The sequence below is a fragment of the Xanthobacter sp. NM-25 genome (genome assembly GCF_022138605.1).
Classification (GTDB): Bacteria; Pseudomonadota; Alphaproteobacteria; order Rhizobiales; family Xanthobacteraceae; genus Xanthobacter.
Genome location: NZ_JACBFS010000004.1, coordinates 502,689 through 520,863 on the forward strand (window position 1 = coordinate 502,689; position 18,175 = coordinate 520,863).

The window sequence follows — 18,175 nt, forward strand, 5'->3', positions numbered from 1 at the left end:
AACGCAAGCCGAGACGGAAGGCAAGGGGCGTGCGCGCGCCCCTCACCGCCCCACCGGCGAGCCGGAGACGTAGCGGATGGCGCGGTGGATCAGTTCGGCGAGGTTGCCGGCGCCGAGCTTGGTTTTCAGCTGCGAGCAGGTGTTGGCCACCGTCTTGTAGCTCACCCCCAATTCGTCGGCGATCTGGCCATAGGCCTTGCCTTCCGCCAGCAGCGAGAGCGCCTGCAGTTCGCGCGGGGTGAGATCGCCCATGGTGCCCGGCCGGCTGCGGCTGGAGAGCAGCGCCACCTCCAGCGCCAGGTCGGGACTGATATAGGGCTGGCCGCGCTTCACCTTGTCGAAGGCTTCCAGGAGATCGGCGGTGGACGTGTCCTTCAACAGGTAGCCGGTGGCCCCCGCCTCCAGCGCCCGGCTGGCGATGACCGGATCGGCATGCATGGAAAATACCAGGATCGGCATACGCGCCGCCTGGGCCCGCAGGCGGCGCACCAAGGACAGGCCGGCAAGGCCGCTGCCTCCCAGCGCCAGATCGACGATGGCCACGTCGGGCCGCCTGCGGCGGAACAGGCGATAGCCGGACAGGGCGGTGCTCGCCGCCATCAGCTCGCACACCCCCGCATCCTCCAGGATCTGCCGGCAGCCCTGCAGCACGATGGGATGATCGTCGATGACCAGCACGCAAGTCATGGTTTCACCTTCATGGTTCCACCTTCATGGTTCCACCGTCATGGTTCAGCTCGCCTCATCGCGGAGATCGTCCGCCGGAACGGGAAGGTCCAGCCAGAGACGGGCGCCGCCGGCGGCGCCGGGCTCCAGCCGGCAGGTGCCGCCCAGCGCCCGCACCCGCTCGCGCATGCCGGCAAGGCCCAGCCCCTCGCGCACCACCGCCGGCGGGCCGCGCCCATCGTCGGTGATGACGAGGCGCAGCCGCCCCTCGCCCTCGGCCAGCGCCACCTCCACCCGGTGGGCATCCCCATGGCGCAAAGCGTTGGTGACCCCCTCCTGCACGCAGCGATAGAGGGTGGCGTCCAGCGCCGGGCCGTAATGGCCGGCCAGCCGGCCCAGCTCCAGGGCCACGGCCCGGCCGGCGTCATGCTGGTTGAGATCCTGCACCAGGCTCGCCAAGGCATCGGCCAAAGGCACGTGATCGAGGGCGGCGGGCCGGATGCGCCGCAATAGCCGCCGGTTCGCGACCTGCATGCGCGCGACGATGGCCACCAGCCCCTCGGCCCGCTCCCGCAGCCGGCCAGCCAGCGGCTCCGGCAGCGGCGCGGGCTGCGTCATCTGCCCGGCGAGCCGGGCGATGGATTCGGCCCCGGCCTTGAGGCCGAACATCAGCGGGCCCAGCTCGTCATGCAGCTCGCCGGCGATCTGCCGGCGCTCATCCTCCTGCAGGCGCACCAGCCGCGCATTGAGGCGCACGTTCTCGGCGCGGGCGGCGGAGAGCGCCGCCGCCAAAGCGTTGACGCCGTGGGCCAGCTCCGCCAGCTCGCGGATGCGCGGCGGCGCCAGGGGCTCCACCGCCCGCTGGTGCTCCAGCGCATCGAGGGTGACGCGGAACCGGCCGAGATCGGCCCGCACCCGCCCCAGGGCCAGGAACAGCGCCAGGAGAATCGCCCCGTTGACCGCCACCGCCACCATCGCGAAATCGGTCACGTCGCCCCACACCTCGGCGATCTCGTCGTCGGGCACCCCCGCCACCTCCACCTGAAACAGCGGCCGGCCCGCGCGGGTGACGTCGATGGTGCGCACCAGCGCCGGCACGTCTGCGAGGCGGGCGAACCAGGCGGGGGCCCGCGCGTCGTCGTCCGCCTCGTGGTGGGCGCCGGCGGGGGCATCCCCCAGGGACAGGGGGACGCCGGCGGCATCGCGGACGGTGAGCCGCACATGGCGCAAATGGCGCAGGTGAGTCGGCAGGGGGCTGTCGCCGCTCCCCTCGGCGGCGATGCGCTCCGCCGCCTCGCGCACCATCAGTTCCGCCATCTCAACCGAGGCGCCCATCTCGTTGCGCGCGGCGGCGCGGGCGTTCAGCACCACCACCGCGCCCGCCACCAGCGCCGCCACCGCATTGATGGCCAGCACCGTGCCGAGCACCTGCTGGCGCAGCGACACCGCCCGACGCCCCCGTGCCGACGCCGCGCTCATCGCGCCCTGCCCTGCGGCCCGGCGCCCGAACCGCCCGACATCCTGCCCAAACCCACGGCTCCCATCCCAATAATTCTCAGTTTTCTCTTATGATTTTCCGCTTAGAGCGGCGCAGTGCTGTAAAACATCATGACTATACGGGAGCCGGCAGGAAGTACCAGAGGGCGCCACCTGCGCCGCCGCCGGCACCGGCGAAAACCGCCCCCGCCCGCTTAGGCGATTGTTTTATCGAAGGTTATCCCGTTTTCCCGAAACGGATTGCCAAAAGTTCCCGCCTCAAATTGCCAAAAGACCGCGAGACAAGAGCATCAGAAGGCTTTCAACTCGCGTCATAGAAAAAATCTTCCATAAGAATAACATAAGAACACAAAAGCTCAAGTCGCAATCGGAGGGCGACGGACACAGAGCAACATCCAGCACCCCTTTGCGTGTCCCATCGCGTGTCCACGTCCCCACCGCCGGGCCAGCCGCCCCCGCGCGCCGAAGTCTCACGACCACGCGCACACCGGACGGCCCGGCCAAGAACCGCCCGACCAGGACCCGTCCGCCGGGGCCCCTGTGGCCCCGGCCGCGCGGCGAAAAGAACGTCGCCCAAGAAGAACACTGCCTGCTGAGGAAACTCCGAGGAAACGCCACATGAACAGATTGTTGTCTTCCGCATCCCTGTTCGCCGTCACGCTCGCCCTTGCGACGGGCGGCGCCGCTCTCTCCGGTCCGGCCACGGCCAACGACAAGCTCGTCGAGCTCGCCAAGAGCGACGAGAACTGGCCGATGACCGGCAAGAATTACGACGCCAACAACTATTCGCCGCAGAAGCAGATCAACAAGGAGAACGTCAAGGACCTGCGTCCGGCGTGGTCGTTCTCCACCGGCGTGCTGAGCGGCCATGAGGGCACGCCACTGGTGGTGGACGGGGTGATGTATGTGCACGCCCCCTTCCCCAACACCACCTTCGCCCTGGGCCTCGACGACCCCGGCCACATCCTGTGGCAGCACAAGCCCAAGCAGAACCCCACCGCCCGCGCGGTGGCCTGCTGCGACGTGGTGAACCGCGGCCTTGCCTATTGGCCCGGCGACGGCACCACCGGCCCGCTCATCATCAAGACCCTGCTCGACGGGCACGTGGTGGCACTGAAGGCCGACACCGGCGAGGAATATTGGAAGCTCGAGAATTCCGACATCAAGGTGGGCTCCACCCTCACCATCGCGCCCTATGTGATCAAGGACACGGTGCTGGTGGGCTCGTCCGGCGCGGAACTGGGCGTGCGCGGCTACGTCACCGCCTATGACGTGAAGACCGGCGCCCAGAAATGGCGCGCCTATGCCACCGGCCCTGACGAGCAGGTGATGCTCGCCGACGACTTCAACAAGGCCAACCCGCACTATGGCCAGAAGGGCCTCGGCACCCAGACCTGGGAGGGCGACGCCTGGAAGATCGGCGGCGGCACCAACTGGGGCTGGTACGCGTTCGATCCGTCCACCAACATGGTCTATTACGGCTCCGGCAATCCGGCGCCGTGGAACGAGACCATGCGCCCCGGCGACAACAAGTGGACCATGACCATCTGGGGCCGGGACATCGACACCGGCGAGGCCAAGTTCGGCTACCAGAAGACGCCCCATGACGAATGGGATTACGCCGGCGTCAACGTGATGATGCTGTCCGAGCAGAAGGACAAGACCGGCAAGGTCCGCAAGCTGCTGACCCATCCGGACCGCAACGGCATCGTCTACACGCTGGACCGCACCGACGGCACCCTCGTTTCGGCCGACAAGATCGACGACACGGTGAACTGGGTGAAGCAGGTGGACATCAAGACCGGCCTGCCCCAGCGCGATCCGGAATACGCCACCCGCATGGACCACATGGCGCGCGACATCTGTCCCTCCGCCATGGGCTATCACAACCAGGGCCACGACAGCTACGACCCCGAGCGGCAGTCGTTCTTCATGGGCATCAACCATATCTGCATGGATTGGGAGCCCTTCATGCTGCCCTATCGGGCCGGCCAGTTCTTCGTCGGCGCGACGCTGAACATGTATCCGGGCCCGAAGGGTGACCGGCAGAACTATGTCGGCCTCGGCCAGGTGAAGGCGTATGACGCCATCAACAACAAGTATAAGTGGGAAGTGATGGAGCGCTTCGCCGCGTGGGGTGGCACGCTCGCCACCGCCGGTGGCGTGATGTTCTATGGCACCCTCGATGGCTTCATCAAGGCGCGCGACAGCGACACCGGCAAGCTGCTGTGGAAGTTCAAGCTGCCCTCCGGCGTCATCGGCCATCCCATGACCTATACGCACAATGGCGTGCAGTATGTGGCCATCTACTATGGCGTGGGCGGCTGGCCGGGCGTGGGCCTGGTGTTCGACCTCAACGACCCGACCGCCGGCCTCGGCTCGGTGGGCGCCTTCAAGAACCTCCAGCACTACACCCAGATGGGTGGCGGCGTGATGGTGTTCTCGCTCGACGGCAAGGGCCCCTATGACGATCCGAACGTGGGCGAATACGCCTCCGGCGGCTGATGCGCCAACGCGCGCCGGGGCTTTGCCCCCGGCGCTGGCGTGAGGTTGGCCGCCGTCTTCCCTCGACGGCGGCGAACCACCTGAAAGCATGCGACCTGAAAGCATGCCACCTGAAAGCATGCCACCTGAAAGCATGCCACCTGAAAGCGTGCCATCCGGAACCAACCGGCATCAGACATGTCATGACGCGCCCGCACCCGGCAGGCCCCATCCCGGGCCCGGCGCCGGCGCGCACCGAACCCCACGAGGAGGCGTCCATGCCCCGTATCGCATCTTCCGCCGGCGCGACGCTCGCAGCCTTCGTGTTCGGCGCCACCCTTGTTTCCAGCGGGGCCCTCGCCGCCCAGTTCGCGCCCGCCCAGAATGGCGCGGCCGCGCAGAACAAGGACACGCCCACCAAGGACGCTCCAGCCGTGGCCGCCGCCCCGGGCACGCTGCGGGTCTGCGCCTCGGAGGTGGAGGCGCCCTTCTCCCAGAAGGAGGGCAAGGGCTTCGAAAACCGCATCGCCCAGGTTCTGGCGCGCGCCATGGGCCGCGAGGCGGTGTTCGTCTGGTCGGGCAAGCCGGCCATCTATCAGGTGCGCGACGGCCTCGACAAGAAGCTGTGCGACGTGGTGATCGGCGTCGATACCGGTGATGCTCGGGTGCTCACCTCCAAGCCCTATTACCGCACCAGCTATGTGTTCGTGACCAAGGCCGACCGCAACATCACCACCGGTGACTGGCAGGATCCGCAGATCAAGGATCTCGGCCGCTTCGTGGTGCGCTTCTATTCGCCGGGCGAGACCATGCTGAAGCGGCTCGGCAAGTATGAGGACAATGCCGCCTATCTCTACGGCCTCGTCAATTTCAAGTCGCCCCGCAACCAGTATGTGGAGGTGCCGGCCGAGCGCATGGTGAGCGAGGTGGCGAAGGGTGAGGCCGATGTTGCCTTCGCCTTTGCCCCGGAAGTGGCCCGCTATGTGAAGGCCTCCGACGTGCCGCTGCGCATGACCGTCGCCACCACCGATCTCGCCCGCTTCGACGGCACCCCCATTCCGCTGCACTACGACCAGTCGGTGGCGGTGCGCAAGGACGACGCCGCCCTGCTGCGAGAGGTGGATGCCGCCTTGGTGAAGGCGCGCCCCGAGATCGAAGCGATCCTCACCGAGGAAGGCATTCCCCTGCTCAAGCCCAACAGCTGAGCCCCATTTCTCTCATCGACGGTATTGCCACATGTGGACTTCTTGCTGGATCAAGCACGCGACGCGGGGGCTCATCGCGCTCGTGGCCGTGCTGGCCTGCGCGCTCACCGCCCAGGCCACGCTCAATCTCACCCATACCATCACCGGCCAGCCCCTCGACCTTTCCGAGGCGCCGGAAGAGGGCCGCGACACGGAAGCGGTGAAGGTGTTCCTCGCCACCGGCAAGAACATCTATCTGGAAAACGCCACCTGCCTGCCCAAGGGCAAGGATCTGTTCCTGTCCATGTGCTCCGGCTGCCATGGACACTATGGCGAAGGCAAGATCGGGCCCGGCCTGAACGATGCCTATTGGACCTATCCCAAGAACATGACCGACCAGGGTCTGTTCGAGACCATCTTCGGTGGCGCCAACGGCCAGATGGGCCCCATGTATGGCGCCCTCACCATGGACGACATGCTGCTGGTGATGGCCTGGGTGCGGCACTTCTACAAGGACGATCCGGCGGAAGCCAGCTGGCTGACCCCGGCCCAGAAGGCCGCCTTCAAGCCCTATGACGAGCACAACGACCCCACCCCGCCCCTGGATGAGGCGCCGGTGTGCAAGACGGCCGCCGACAATGCGGCGAGCCTGAATTCGGAAAAGGGAGGAAGCAAGCAATGACCTTGAAGGATCGCGTCCGCCGCCCGTTCGTCCACGCCCTCGCCTGCGCCGGGCTCATCGCCGGCGCGGCGCTGGCCACCAGCGGTGCCGCCCTTGCCTATGACGGCACCAACTGTCGCGCGCCCGGCAATTGCTGGGAGCCCAAGCCCGGCTATCCGGACAAGGTGGCCGGCTCCAAATACGACCCCAAGCACAATCCGAAAGAGCTCAACAAGCAGTCGGAATCCATCACCGCCATGGAAGCGCGCAACCAGCAGCGGGTCGAGCATTTCAAGAAGACCGGGCAGTTCGTCTATGACGTGAAGAAGATCCCGGCCAACTGACACAGCTTTTCGAGATCCCACCAGCATGGCAACGAACTACTCCGTTCTGCCGGGCAAATCCTCCGATGGATGGTGGGCCAACTGGCGCGGCCCGCCGGGCCATGGGTTCGACCTCCCCGGACCCGGTTGGCTGCGCCTTTCTTCACCGACAGCTGCACTGAGGACACGGACACCATGGCCGAGCTCTCGCACGCCCCCTCCCCCGGCGTGACCGGCGCCGAGACGCGCCTCGCCGACTGGCGCGCGCACGCGCTCGACTTCGAGCGCGAGGTGGGCCAGGTGGTGCTGGGGCAGGAGCGGGTGATCCGCCTGCTCACCATCGCCGTCTTCGCCCGCGGCCACGTGCTGCTGGAAGGCGACGTGGGCGTGGGCAAGACCACGCTGCTGCGGGCCATGGCCCGGGCCATCGGCGGCGCCTATGCCCGGGTCGAAGGCACCATCGACCTGATGCCCACCGACCTCGTCTATGATGCCCGCATCGGCGACGATGGGCGCCCGCGCATCGACCCCGGCCCGCTGCTGCGCCGGGGCGGCGACCTCTCCATCTTCTTCTTCAACGAGATCAACCGCGCCCGGCCGCAGGTGCATGCGCTGCTGCTGCGGCTGATGGCCGAGCACTCCATCTCCGCTTTCGGCACCGAGCATGATTTTCCCCATCTGCAGGTCTTTGCCGATCGCAATCGGGTGGAGCGGGAAGAAACTTTCGAGCTGCCGGCCGCCGCCCGCGACCGCTTCTTCATGGAAGTGGAGGTGAAGGCGCCGGAGGATCGCGACGCCCGCCGGGCCTTGGTGTTCGAGCCGCGCTTCCACGACACCGACACCCTGCTGCGCGCGGTGCGCGAAGGGGTGGTGGATCACCGCGCCCTGGGCGCCCTCGCCCGCGACATCCAGGCCGCCATCCACGCCAGCCCGGCCATCCGCGACTATACCCTGGGCCTGTGGGACGCCGTGCGCGCCCCCGCCCAGGCCGGCATCCGCCTGCCCGATGTCCGCATGGACCGGCTGGTCCAGGGCGGCGCCAGCCCGCGCGGCCTGTCCTTCCTCATCCGCGCGGCCCGCGTGCGCGCCTGGCTGGAGGGGCGCGACATGATCGTGCCCGAGGACCTGCGCGCGGTGTTCCCGGAGGTGATGGCCCACCGGATCTTCTTCGACCCGGTTTATGAGCTGCGCCGCGACACCATCGCCCGCGCCCTCTGCCAGGCCGCGTTCGACACGGTGCCGGCGCCATGACCACGCCCCACCCGCCGACCGAAGACCCGGACGACCACGCCCCGCTGCTGCGCTATCCCCTGCGCTGGCGGCCGGCGGTCGGACGGCCCGGTGCCCACCCGGGAGCCGGTCGCGGCGGACAGGATCTGTTCCGCGGCCTGGTGCCCCTGATGGCCGATGCCGACCCCCGACGCATCGACATCCGCGCCAGCCTCAAGGACCCCTTCGAGGGGATTCACGTGCGCGCCTTCGCGCCGCGCCGCGCGCTCACGGTGACGGCGATGGTGGATCTGTCCGCCTCCATGGGCTTCGGCACCCTCCTGGACGAGGCGGCCCGCCTCGTGGCCGCCCTCGCCGCCTCCTCGGTCGCCTCGGGGGACGCCTTCGGCCTGATCGCCGCCGACACTGCCTTCCGTGCCGATCTGTTCATTCCCCCGACGCGGCGGCGCGGCATTCCCGACGAGGTGCGCACCCTCCTCGCCGAGGCGGGCGCCCACGGCGCCGGTACTGGCGGGCTGCTGGAGGCCACCGCCCATCTGCCGCGCAGCCGCAGCCTCGTGGTGTTGGTCTCCGATTTCCTCATGCCCGATGACGGGATCGTGGCCTTGCTCGATGCCCTCGCGCGCCACGACGTGCTTCCGGTGGTGCTCCACGACAGCCGCGCCGAGGGCGACCTGCCCCGCTTCGGCCTGATGGAGCTGCACGATGCGGAAACCGGTGGGCGCCGCCTGGTGGTGCTGCGCCCCGCCCTGCGCGCCCGCTGGCAGGCCGCCGCCCGCGCCCGCCGGCAGGCCCTCGACCAGATCTTCCTGTCCCGCGGGCTCAGCGCCTTTCACCTCACCGACCGGTTCGACGCCCATGCGCTGCTCGATTTTCTCCTGCATCGCTAGCCGCTTAGGCCGTTCGATCGCGGCCGGAGCCCGTCGCGGCCTGCCGCGCCTGGCCGGCGCAGGCATCGCTCTGCTGGCGCTCACCGCCGGCCCGGTGCAGGCGGACAGCGTGACGCTGCTGCCGGCCCGCGCCTTCGGCTATTTCCTCGGCGATCTTGTGCGCGTCGAGGCCGACATCCGCCTCGATCCGGGCTTCGCTCTGGTGCCGGCGGCCCTGCCGCAGCCGCACAAGGTGAATGGCTATCTGGACCTCATCCGCGTCGATCTGAGCCCCGGCCCCCTGACCGCGGATGGATCCAGTTACCGCCTCACCATGGTCTATCAGAACTTCTACGGGGCGCTCGAACCGCGCGCCATGGAGATCCCGGCGGTGCCTTTGCGCGCCACCAACGGCGAGGCGCCTCGCGACCTCCTCGTGCCCGCCTTCGTCTTTACCGCTGCCCCGTTCCGCGAGCTGGTGCCCAGCCGCGGCGGCAATCCCATGGCGCTGCGCCCGGACATTCTCCCCCGCCCCTACCCGCTGCGGCCTGAGATCGAAGCCATAACCGTCGCCGCCCTCGTCGGCACCCTCGCCCTCCTCGCGCTGGCGCTGCTGCAGGGCTGGCGGCCCTTCACCCGCAGCCAACGACCGTTCGCCACCGCCCTGCGCGCCCTCGCCCCACTGGCCGCTGCCCCCACCGACGTTCCCGCCTATCGCGCCGGCCTCATCACCCTGCACCGCGCTTTCGACGCCGCCGCCGGCCACCGCCTGCTCGCCGACGACGTTGCCGCCTGGTGCCGGCACGATCCGCGCTACAGCGACCTTAGCTCTGAAATCGCAGGATTTTTCACCACCTCGCGACGCGCGTTCTTCGGCGCGGAACCGGCCGCCGCCATGGAGGCGTTGCCAACCGCGGACCTCCTGGCGCTGGCCCGCCGGCTCGCCCACGCCGAGCGGCGCGATCCCCGGCCACGGCCCCCGGCCGCAGCGCTCGCCGCGGAGGGGGCGCCATGATGAGCCGCCTGCAGCTGGGCATCGACTTCCCCTGGCTTCTCCCCCTCCTCGCCTTGGTTCTGCTGCCGCTTCTGGCCGGTCCCTTTCGCGGCACGCGGGTGCCGGCGCTGGGCCTCGCCCCTGCCGACGCCCTCTCCACCCTCGTCTCCGCCACCCTGCGCGGCGCCGCTCTGCTAGCCATCGTCCTGCTGGTGCTCGGCCTCAGCGGCCTGCACCGCCGCGCCCAAACCATCACCCGCACCGGCCAGGGCGCGCACCTGATGCTGCTGCTCGACCGTTCCGCCAGCATGGACAACACCTTCGCCAACCGCCAACCCGGACAGGGCGAAGACTCCAAATCCGCTGCCGCCAAAAGGCTTTTGACCGACTTCATCCAACGCCGCCCCCACGACCGCATGGGGGTCGCCGGCTTCTCCACCTCCCCCATGCCGATCCTGCCGCTCACCGACCATCTGGATGCAGTGGCCGCCGCCGTCGCCGCCACCGACCGCCCCGGCCTCGCCCTCACCGACGTGGGCCGGGGCCTTGCCCTTGCCCTCTCCGCCTTCGCCGATGATCCGGCAGCGGATGCCGGCGCGGTGGTCCTGGTTTCCGACGGCGCCGCAGTGATCGACCCCCGGGTTCAGGCCGCCCTGCGCGATGCCGTGAAACGCCGCCCGGTGCGGATTTACTGGCTGTTCCTGCGCACCGCCGGCGCCCGCGGCCCCTTCGACAAGCCGCAGGCGCCCGGCGAGGATACCCCGCAGGTGATGCCCGAGCGCCACCTCAACATCTTCCTCGCCAGCCTGGGCGTGCCCTATCGCGCATTTGAGGCGGGCAGCCCGCAGGCGGTGGCGGAGGCGATCGCCGAGATCGACCGCCAGGAAGCCGCCCCCGTCACCTTCCTCGAACGCCGCGCCCGCCTCGATCTCTCGCCCTTCTGCTACGCCATCGCGGCGGCCGCCCTCGCCCTTCTCGCCGCCGCCAAGCTCGCCGAGCGCCCGCTCCACAGGCCCCACCGGCTGCCGCAGCGCTCCCCCATCGGCGCCAGCGAAGGCGCCACTGAACGGGAGGCGGCATGATGACGGCTCTCACGAGATGGCGGACGCGCCGGTGGCTGCGCATGCTCGCCCTCGTCATCCTCGCGGGCGCGGCCGCCGTGGTGACCCACCAGGCCATCCGGCTCATCACCCACATGCGCGACAACCGGACCATCCTCGGCCTTGCCGCCGGCCGCGACCTGGCCGTGGCGGACGATGCCGCCCCCCGGCTGCTGTTCGCCCGCGCGCATTTCCTCATGACCCACGACCAGCTGAACGACGCGCAGCACGTGGTGGATGTGATCACCCGCAGTGACGACACCGCCATGGCCGCCGCCGCCCTCTATGACCTCGGCAACACCCGCCTCGCGCGCGCCATCGACCTTCTCGAGCGCATGGCGGTTGATGCGGCCATTCCCGAAATCCGCCTCGCCAAAGAAAACTACCGCGCCACCCTGCGCCATGCACCAAGTCTCTGGGACGCCAAATATAATCTCGACATCGCCCTGCGCCTGATCCGCGACTTTCCAGAGATCGAGCGCGAACTGGAGGAGGAGCCACGGCAGACCCCCAAGCGCCTGTGGACCGATCTTCCGGGCTTGCCCAAGGGCCTGCCATGACCCAACGGTTTGCTCCGCGTCCGAGACGGATCGACCTGCGCGCCACGGCTCTTCTGGCGGCGTGCGGCCTCGCGCTGCTCGCGCTTGTCGCCCCCAGCGTGCCCGCGACCGGCCCCTCCTACCATCTCCTCGCCGTGGTGGACGTGACCGGCTCCATGACCGTGCGCGACATGACCGTGCGCGACGTGGACGGCCGCCGCATGGGCTCGGACCAGCGTCCCACTTCCCGCCTCGACGCTGTGAAGCAGCGCCTTCGCAACCTGCTCGCGCAACTCCCCTGCGGCTCTCGCCTGGGCCTTGGGATATTCACCGAACGTCGGAGCTTCCTCCTCTTCGAGCCGGTGGAAACCTGCGCCAATTTTGCCCCTCTTGATGGAGCAATCGCCGCCCTGGACTGGCGCATGGCGTGGGAAGGGGACAGCTATGTGGCCCGCGGCCTCTATTCGGCGCTCTCCCTCGCCGCGCCGCTGGACGCCGACCTCCTGTTCCTCAGCGACGGCCAGGAGGCACCGCCCCTGCCCCCCAGTGGCCTCCCCCCGTTCGAGGGAAAGACCGGCGCCACTGCCGGCGCCATTATCGGTGTCGGCGGCGCGGTACCGGTACCCATCCCGAAATTCGATGGCTTCGGACACGAGATCGGTTTCCTGCAGGCCACTGACGTTCCGCAAGAAAACCGACACGGCCCGCCACCCGAAGATGCATCACAGCGGCCCGGATGGCATCCCCGCAATGCGCCATGGGGCGGCGATGCCGCGGCAGGCGAGGAGCATCTCAGTGCCCTGCGCACGGCCCATCTCCAGGCCCTCGCCACCACAACCAGCCTTGGCTACGCGACCCTCGCCGAGACGGAGGATCTGCTCCCCACCGTCGCCGCCCGGGCGCGCCCCCGCCCGGTGCCGCAGCCCTTTCGCACCGCGCCGCTCTTCGCCGCTCTCGCCCTCACCGCGCTGACCGCGGCGCTTGGGGCATCCTTCGCCCCGCGCCTGTTGTCTGCAAAACACACAAGGACTTTGCCCAATGCGCCTCAGCCTTCTGAAACCTGAGCGTTCTCTCCTCGTCGCAGCCGCCGCCCTCCTTCTCAGCCTGGCGAGCCCCGCGGTGCATGCCCATGGCCCCACCCCTCAGAAGGCCCAGGCCAGCATCACCATCGCCGCGCCTCCCGACGTCATCTGGAAACTCGTGAGTGACTTCGGCGCCATCGGCATCTGGCATCCCGACATCAAGGCCGTTCGCAGCACCGGATCTGGAGACGAAACCGAGCGGGTGCTGGTCCTGGAGAAAGGCGAAATCACCGACAGCCTCGACGAGCGCGACGACAAAGCCCGCCACCTTTCCTACCGCCTCGGCCAGGAGAATGTCGAAGCCTTCCCCGTCAGCTTCTACACTGCCACCATGACCGTGACCGACGCCGGAAACGGCTCCAGCACCGTGGACTGGGCCGCCCGCCTCTATCGCGGCGACACCAGCAACTTCCCGCCCGACGAACTCAACGATGAAGCCGCAACCACGGCCATGACCCAATTTTTCACCGATGGCCTGAGCGGACTCAAAACCAAGGTCGAAGCCGCCAGCGCACCGGCGAGCCACTGATGCAGCGCCTCCTGCGGCGCTGCGGGAGCCTCGCGCTCGCCTCCCTCCTCCCCCTCATCGCGTCGCCGCTTCATGCGGCGACGCTGCTGGTAGTTTGCCAGGCTGGCGCCGCCGTGAGCGTCGTCGACACGGCGACGTTAAGCGAAACGCACCGCATTCCCCTCGCCGCGGGGCCGGCCAGCCTCATTCACGTTCCGCAAACTCACTCCGTCTACGTCACTCACCCGGACGCCGGCCTTCTCTCCCGCATCGATGCCCAAAACCTGACGAACGTCACCACCGTCCCCATCGGTGGGCAACCCTTCGGCATCACCGCCGATGACCAACAGCTTTATGTGGGTGACTGGAGCGCGAACACGGTTCGCCGCTTCCACCTGCCCGACCTCCAACTCACCGGCACCGTCGCGGTCGGTCCCGGTCCCGCTGGCCTTGCCCTCGATCCCGAACGCCAAGAACTCTACTCCGCCGATCGCGAGGGCGGCACTGTCAGCGTGGTTGACCTGGTGACGCTCCAAACACGCGCCACCATTCCCGTCGGGACCGCCCCTTACGCCTTCGATACCAGCAAGCCACAAGCCATCCTGAACGTGGCAGACGTGCGCAAAGGACGCATCGCCCGCGTCGACAAGGCCCGCCACACCGTCACCTACCTCCCAACGGGCAAGATGCCCTACGGTCTCGCCACCGATACGCAAACCGGCCGCATCCTGGTTGCCAATCAGCAGTCGGCAACCCTCGCTCTCGTGGATCCCGCACGGCCTCACCGGACGCTCCAGCTTCCCGCTGGCACCGCCCCGGAGAGCGTGATCGTCGATTCACCGCACCGCCGCGCCTACGTCACCGACTGGTTTGCCGACCAGGTCCTGGTTGTCGACCTCGAAAAAGGCGCTGTCACCGCGGCAATTCCCGTCGCTGCCGGTCCCCGCAACCTCATCTTCCTTCCCGGTTCGTGAGTGCCTGAAAAGAACATATTGCGAACACGGAACAAAGCAAGTACATTTTGACCAGTCTCATTTCCCCTTGCGCCAGCACCGGAGCGCGGCGATGACTCAAGCGACACTCCGACTCGTCGAAGGTTCTTCCATGGATAAGACCAAGGCTCTGGACGCCGCGCTGTCCCAGATCGAGCGCCATTTCGGCAAGGGCTCGATTATGCGTCTCGGCAAGGGCGGCAGGGCGCTGGAGATCGAGGCCATCCCCTCGGGCTCCCTCGGCCTCGATATCGCCCTCGGCATCGGTGGCCTACCCAAAGGCCGCGTGGTCGAGATTTTCGGCCCGGAATCATCCGGAAAAACGACGCTTTCCCTCCATGTGATTGCGGAAGCGCAGAAACGTGGCGGAACATGCGCCTTCATCGATGCCGAGCATGCACTCGATCCGGTTTATGCGCGCAAGCTCGGCGTCAATCTTGATGACCTCCTGATCTCCCAGCCGGACGCGGGCGAGCAGGCTCTCGAGATCGCCGACACGCTCGTTCGCTCAGGCGCCATTGATGTGTTGGTTGTCGATTCGGTCGCCGCCCTCACCCCCCGCGCCGAGCTCGAGGGCGAGATGGGGGACAATCAGCCGGGCATGCAGGCCCGGCTGATGAGTCAGGCGCTGCGCAAGCTCACCGCCTCCATCTCCAAGTCCAACACCATGGTGGTCTTCATCAATCAGATCCGCATGAAGATCGGCGTGATGTATGGCTCCCCCGAGACCACTACCGGTGGCAACGCGCTCAAATTCTACGCTTCAGTGCGCCTGGACATCCGTCGCATCGGCGCCATCAAGGAGCGGGATGAGGTGGTCGGCAACCAGACCCGCGTGAAGGTGGTGAAGAACAAGCTCGCGCCACCCTTCAAGCAGGTGGAGTTCGACATCATGTATGGCGAGGGCGTCTCCAAGATGGGCGAGTTGCTCGATCTCGGTGTGCGTGCCGGCGTGGTGGAGAAGTCCGGCGCATGGTTCTCCTACGACAGCCAGCGTCTGGGCCAGGGGCGCGAGAACGCCAAGAGCTTCCTGCGCCAGAACACCGAGGTGGCGGGGCGCATCGAGGCCGCCATCCGCCAGAACGCGGGCCTGATCGCCGAGCAGATCCTCGCCGGTACGCCGGAAGAGGATGCCGACGGCAAGGAGCCCCCGGAAGAGTGAGGCAAAGCGCCGATGCGAGGCGTTTCTGGACAAGTGCCAGCCCCATCGGTAAACGAACCCGGTTCCAATCTGCCGGCCAGGGGTCGCGCGGGTTGGAGCTGAGCGGCGGCGCCAGCGTGCCGCTCGAGGTGATCATCGCCGGCCGCGTTCAGAGCGTCCGGCCATCAAGGGCAGTGGCCGGCACATGAGCGGCGTCAACGAGATCCGGTCGACCTTCATCGACTACTTCGTCAAGCACGGGCACGAGGCGGTCTCCTCCTCCCCGTTGGTGCCGCGTAACGACCCCACCTTGATGTTCACCAATGCGGGGATGGTGCAGTTCAAGAACGTCTTCACCGGGATGGAGAAGCGTCCCTATGCGCGGGCGGTGACCGCGCAGAAGTGTGTGCGTGCCGGTGGCAAGCACAATGACCTGGACAATGTGGGCTACACGGCACGGCACCACACCTTCTTCGAAATGCTGGGTAATTTCTCGTTCGGTGACTATTTCAAGGACCGCGCTATCGAGCTGGCCTGGAATCTGGTGACGGGCACCTTCGATCTGCCTAAGGATCGCCTGATCGTCACCGTCTATAGCGAGGACGAGGAAGCCTACGCGCTGTGGAAGAAGATCGCCGGCTTGCCCGACGAGAAAATCATTAAGATCGCTACCAGCGATAATTTCTGGTCCATGGGTGAAACAGGGCCGTGCGGGCCCTGCTCCGAGATCTTCTTTGACCATGGCGATCACATCCCGGGCGGTCCTCCCGGCTCGCCGGATGAGGACGGCGACCGCTTCATCGAGATCTGGAACCTCGTGTTCATGCAATACGAGCAGGTTCCGAGCGGAGAGCGGGTGAACCTGCCGCGTCCCTCCATCGATACGGGCATGGGGTTGGAGCGCATCTCCGCGGTGCTTCAGGGCACGCACGACAATTATGAGACCGATCTGATGCGGGCGCTCATTGCCGAGGTGGCAGAGCTGACCGGCGTCGATCCTGACGGTGCGCAGAAGGCCAGCCATCGCGTGATCGCGGACCACCTGCGCTCTTCCGTCTTCCTCACCGCGGACGGTGTGCTGCCCTCCAATGAGGGGCGCGGCTATGTGCTGCGTCGCATCATGCGCCGGGCCATGCGGCACGCCCAGCTCCTGGGGGCGAAAGATCCGCTGATGCATCGCCTGGTGCCGGTGCTCGTGCGCGAGATGGGACGGGCGTATCCCGAACTCGTCCGCGCCGAAGCGCTGGCGTCGGAAACGCTATTGTTGGAGGAGACACGCTTCCGTCGCACCCTGGAGCGTGGCCTGTCGATTCTCGAGGAAGAGAGCGCCGGCCTCGTCACGGGCGCCCGGTTCGATGGCGATGTGGCCTTCAAACTCTACGACACCTATGGCTTCCCGCTTGATTTGACCCAGGATGCGCTGCGCATGCGCGGCATCTCGGTGGACGTGGAAGCCTTCACTGCCGCCATGGAGCGGCAGAAGGCGGAGGCACGTGCCAATTGGTCGGGATCGGGCGAGGCGGCGACAGATGGGGTGTGGTTCGCAATCCGTGATCGGGTCGGAGCCACCGATTTCCTGGGCTACGATACGGAACAGGCCGAGGGCGCCATCGTCGCGCTGTTGAAGGATGGCACAGAGGTGAACGCCCTTGCCGCCGGCGAACGCGGCCTCGCGGTGCTGAACCAGACGCCGTTTTATGCCGAGTCCGGTGGCCAGATGGGCGATACCGGCATGTGGTCGGGTGAGGGCGGGGTCAGTGCGCGCGTGCTTGGCACGCAGAAGAAGCTGGGCGATCTGTTCGTGCATGACGTTGAGGTCCTCGCCGGCTCACTCAAGGTCGGCAGTGCGCTGGTTCTCGATGTGGATCATGCGCGGCGTGGCGCACTGCGCGCCAATCATTCCGCAACCCATCTGCTGCACGAGGCGCTGCGCCGGGTGCTGGGAGACCACGTGGCGCAGAAGGGGTCGCTGGTGGCCCCCGATCGGCTGCGTTTCGACTTTTCCCATCCCAAGCCCCTGAGCCAGGACGAACTGGCACGGGTGGAAGATATCGCCAACCATTTCGTGCTGCGCAACGAGCCGGTCGAGACCCGCATCATGGCGGTCGATGAGGCGATCGAATCCGGTGCCCGTGCGCTGTTCGGCGAGAAGTATGGCGACGAGGTGCGTGTCGTCTCCATGGGCACTGACGATGGCAATGGCGCGCCCTATTCGGTCGAGCTCTGCGGCGGCACCCATGTGCGCCGGACCGGTGATATCGGCCTGATTTCGGTCGTGTCTGAAAGTGCGGTGGCGGCGGGGGTGCGGCGCCTGGAAGCGCTCACGGCCGATGCCGCGCGCCGCCATCTCAATGCCGCCAATACCGCCCTGCTGGCGGCCGCGGCGGCGCTCAAGGCGCCAGTGGTGGAGGTGGAGACGCGGCTTGAGGCCCTCATCGAGGACCGCCGGAAGCTGGAGCGTGAGCTGGCGGAAGCGCGCAAGAAGCTCGCCATGGCCGGCGGCGGCGATGAGAATGGCCCGCGGGTGATCGACATCAAGGGCACCAAGTACCTGCCAATCGTCATTTCCGGCGCCGACCCGAAGGATCTCAAGGCCATCGCCGACGAGGGCAAGGCGAAGCTCGGCTCGGGCGTCGTTGCGGTGGTCAACAGCGCCGCCGATGGCAAGGCCTCGCTGGTGGTGGGCGTGACCGCAGACCTCACAACCCGCTTTGACGCGGTGGCACTGGTGCGCCAGGGCGCGGCGGCCATCGGAGGCAAAGGCGGCGGTGGACGACCGGATATGGCCCAGGCGGGTGGACCGGACGGCTCCAAGGCCAAGGACGCCATCGCGGCGATCGAGGCCGCGCTCGGTGCCTGACGCCGCGCGCGGTCGGCGGGGTCAGGCCTGCGGGGCCGGCGGAGG

Annotated in this window: 16 protein-coding genes; 14 read left to right on the forward strand and 2 right to left on the reverse strand. The window is 67.8% G+C overall.

What is annotated here, in order from left to right:
• Positions 1–42 precede the first annotated feature (42 nt).
• Together MEU52_RS14020 and MEU52_RS14025 are read right to left on the reverse strand one after the other, a co-directional pair.
• Positions 43–687: a response regulator gene (locus tag MEU52_RS14020; RefSeq protein ID WP_238123073.1), complete on the reverse strand. Its 645-nt coding sequence runs from the start codon at positions 685–687 to the stop codon at positions 43–45.
• 45 nt (positions 688–732) lie between these two features.
• Entirely contained in the window at positions 733–2,145 is a 1,413-nt protein-coding gene (locus tag MEU52_RS14025) for an ATP-binding protein (protein ID WP_238123074.1), read from the reverse strand.
• A gap of 636 nt (positions 2,146–2,781) precedes the next feature.
• Here MEU52_RS14025 and MEU52_RS14030 point away from each other — a divergent pair.
• The 14 genes from MEU52_RS14030 to alaS all read left to right on the forward strand — a co-directional run bounded on the left by MEU52_RS14030 (position 2,782) and on the right by alaS (position 18,130).
• Positions 2,782–4,668 carry a methanol/ethanol family PQQ-dependent dehydrogenase gene (locus MEU52_RS14030; protein WP_238123075.1) on the forward strand — a complete coding sequence of 629 codons (1,887 nt, stop codon included), beginning with the start codon at positions 2,782–2,784 and terminating at the stop codon, positions 4,666–4,668.
• A gap of 257 nt (positions 4,669–4,925) precedes the next feature.
• Complete coding sequence (gene moxJ, locus MEU52_RS14035) at positions 4,926–5,852, forward strand: methanol oxidation system protein MoxJ (protein ID WP_238123076.1); 927 nt, start codon at positions 4,926–4,928, stop codon at positions 5,850–5,852.
• Positions 5,853–5,883: 31 nt separating this feature from the next.
• Positions 5,884–6,513: a cytochrome c(L), periplasmic gene (gene moxG, locus MEU52_RS14040; RefSeq protein WP_238123077.1), complete on the forward strand. Its 630-nt coding sequence runs from the start codon at positions 5,884–5,886 to the stop codon at positions 6,511–6,513.
• Entirely contained in the window at positions 6,510–6,836 is a 327-nt protein-coding gene (locus MEU52_RS14045; protein WP_238123078.1) for a methanol dehydrogenase [cytochrome c] subunit, read from the forward strand. Before moxG ends, MEU52_RS14045 begins: the two co-directional genes overlap by 4 nt.
• 174 nt (positions 6,837–7,010) lie before the next feature.
• Positions 7,011–8,066, forward strand: a complete 1,056-nt coding sequence (locus tag MEU52_RS14050; RefSeq protein WP_238123079.1) for an AAA family ATPase — start codon at positions 7,011–7,013, stop codon at positions 8,064–8,066.
• On the forward strand, positions 8,063–8,935 hold the full coding sequence (locus MEU52_RS14055; RefSeq protein WP_238123080.1) for a DUF58 domain-containing protein: 873 nt from the start codon (positions 8,063–8,065) through the stop codon (positions 8,933–8,935). The genes MEU52_RS14050 and MEU52_RS14055 overlap by 4 nt, the downstream gene beginning before the upstream one ends.
• The gene (locus MEU52_RS14060; RefSeq protein ID WP_238123081.1) at positions 8,904–9,929 is read left to right on the forward strand and encodes a nonribosomal peptide synthetase MxaA; all 1,026 of its coding nucleotides are present in this window, start codon (positions 8,904–8,906) and stop codon (positions 9,927–9,929) included. Before MEU52_RS14055 ends, MEU52_RS14060 begins: the two co-directional genes overlap by 32 nt.
• Positions 9,926–10,990, forward strand: coding sequence for a vWA domain-containing protein (locus tag MEU52_RS14065; protein WP_238123082.1), 1,065 nt, complete (start codon positions 9,926–9,928; stop codon positions 10,988–10,990). The genes MEU52_RS14060 and MEU52_RS14065 overlap by 4 nt, the downstream gene beginning before the upstream one ends.
• The gene (locus MEU52_RS14070) at positions 10,987–11,568 is read left to right on the forward strand and encodes a hypothetical protein (RefSeq protein ID WP_238123083.1); all 582 of its coding nucleotides are present in this window, start codon (positions 10,987–10,989) and stop codon (positions 11,566–11,568) included. The genes MEU52_RS14065 and MEU52_RS14070 overlap by 4 nt, the downstream gene beginning before the upstream one ends.
• Positions 11,565–12,611, forward strand: a complete 1,047-nt coding sequence (locus MEU52_RS14075) for a VWA domain-containing protein (protein ID WP_238123084.1) — start codon at positions 11,565–11,567, stop codon at positions 12,609–12,611. The genes MEU52_RS14070 and MEU52_RS14075 overlap by 4 nt, the downstream gene beginning before the upstream one ends.
• Positions 12,586–13,158, forward strand: coding sequence for an SRPBCC family protein (locus MEU52_RS14080; RefSeq protein ID WP_238123085.1), 573 nt, complete (start codon positions 12,586–12,588; stop codon positions 13,156–13,158). Before MEU52_RS14075 ends, MEU52_RS14080 begins: the two co-directional genes overlap by 26 nt.
• Positions 13,158–14,111 carry a YncE family protein gene (locus tag MEU52_RS14085; protein WP_238123086.1) on the forward strand — a complete coding sequence of 318 codons (954 nt, stop codon included), beginning with the start codon at positions 13,158–13,160 and terminating at the stop codon, positions 14,109–14,111. Before MEU52_RS14080 ends, MEU52_RS14085 begins: the two co-directional genes overlap by 1 nt.
• Before the next feature lie 91 nt (positions 14,112–14,202).
• Complete coding sequence (recA, locus tag MEU52_RS14090) at positions 14,203–15,291, forward strand: recombinase RecA (RefSeq protein WP_238123149.1); 1,089 nt, start codon at positions 14,203–14,205, stop codon at positions 15,289–15,291.
• A 184-nt stretch (positions 15,292–15,475) separates the two neighbouring features.
• Entirely contained in the window at positions 15,476–18,130 is a 2,655-nt protein-coding gene (gene alaS / locus MEU52_RS14095) for an alanine--tRNA ligase (RefSeq protein WP_238123087.1), read from the forward strand.
• The last annotated feature ends 45 nt before the right edge of the window (positions 18,131–18,175 follow it).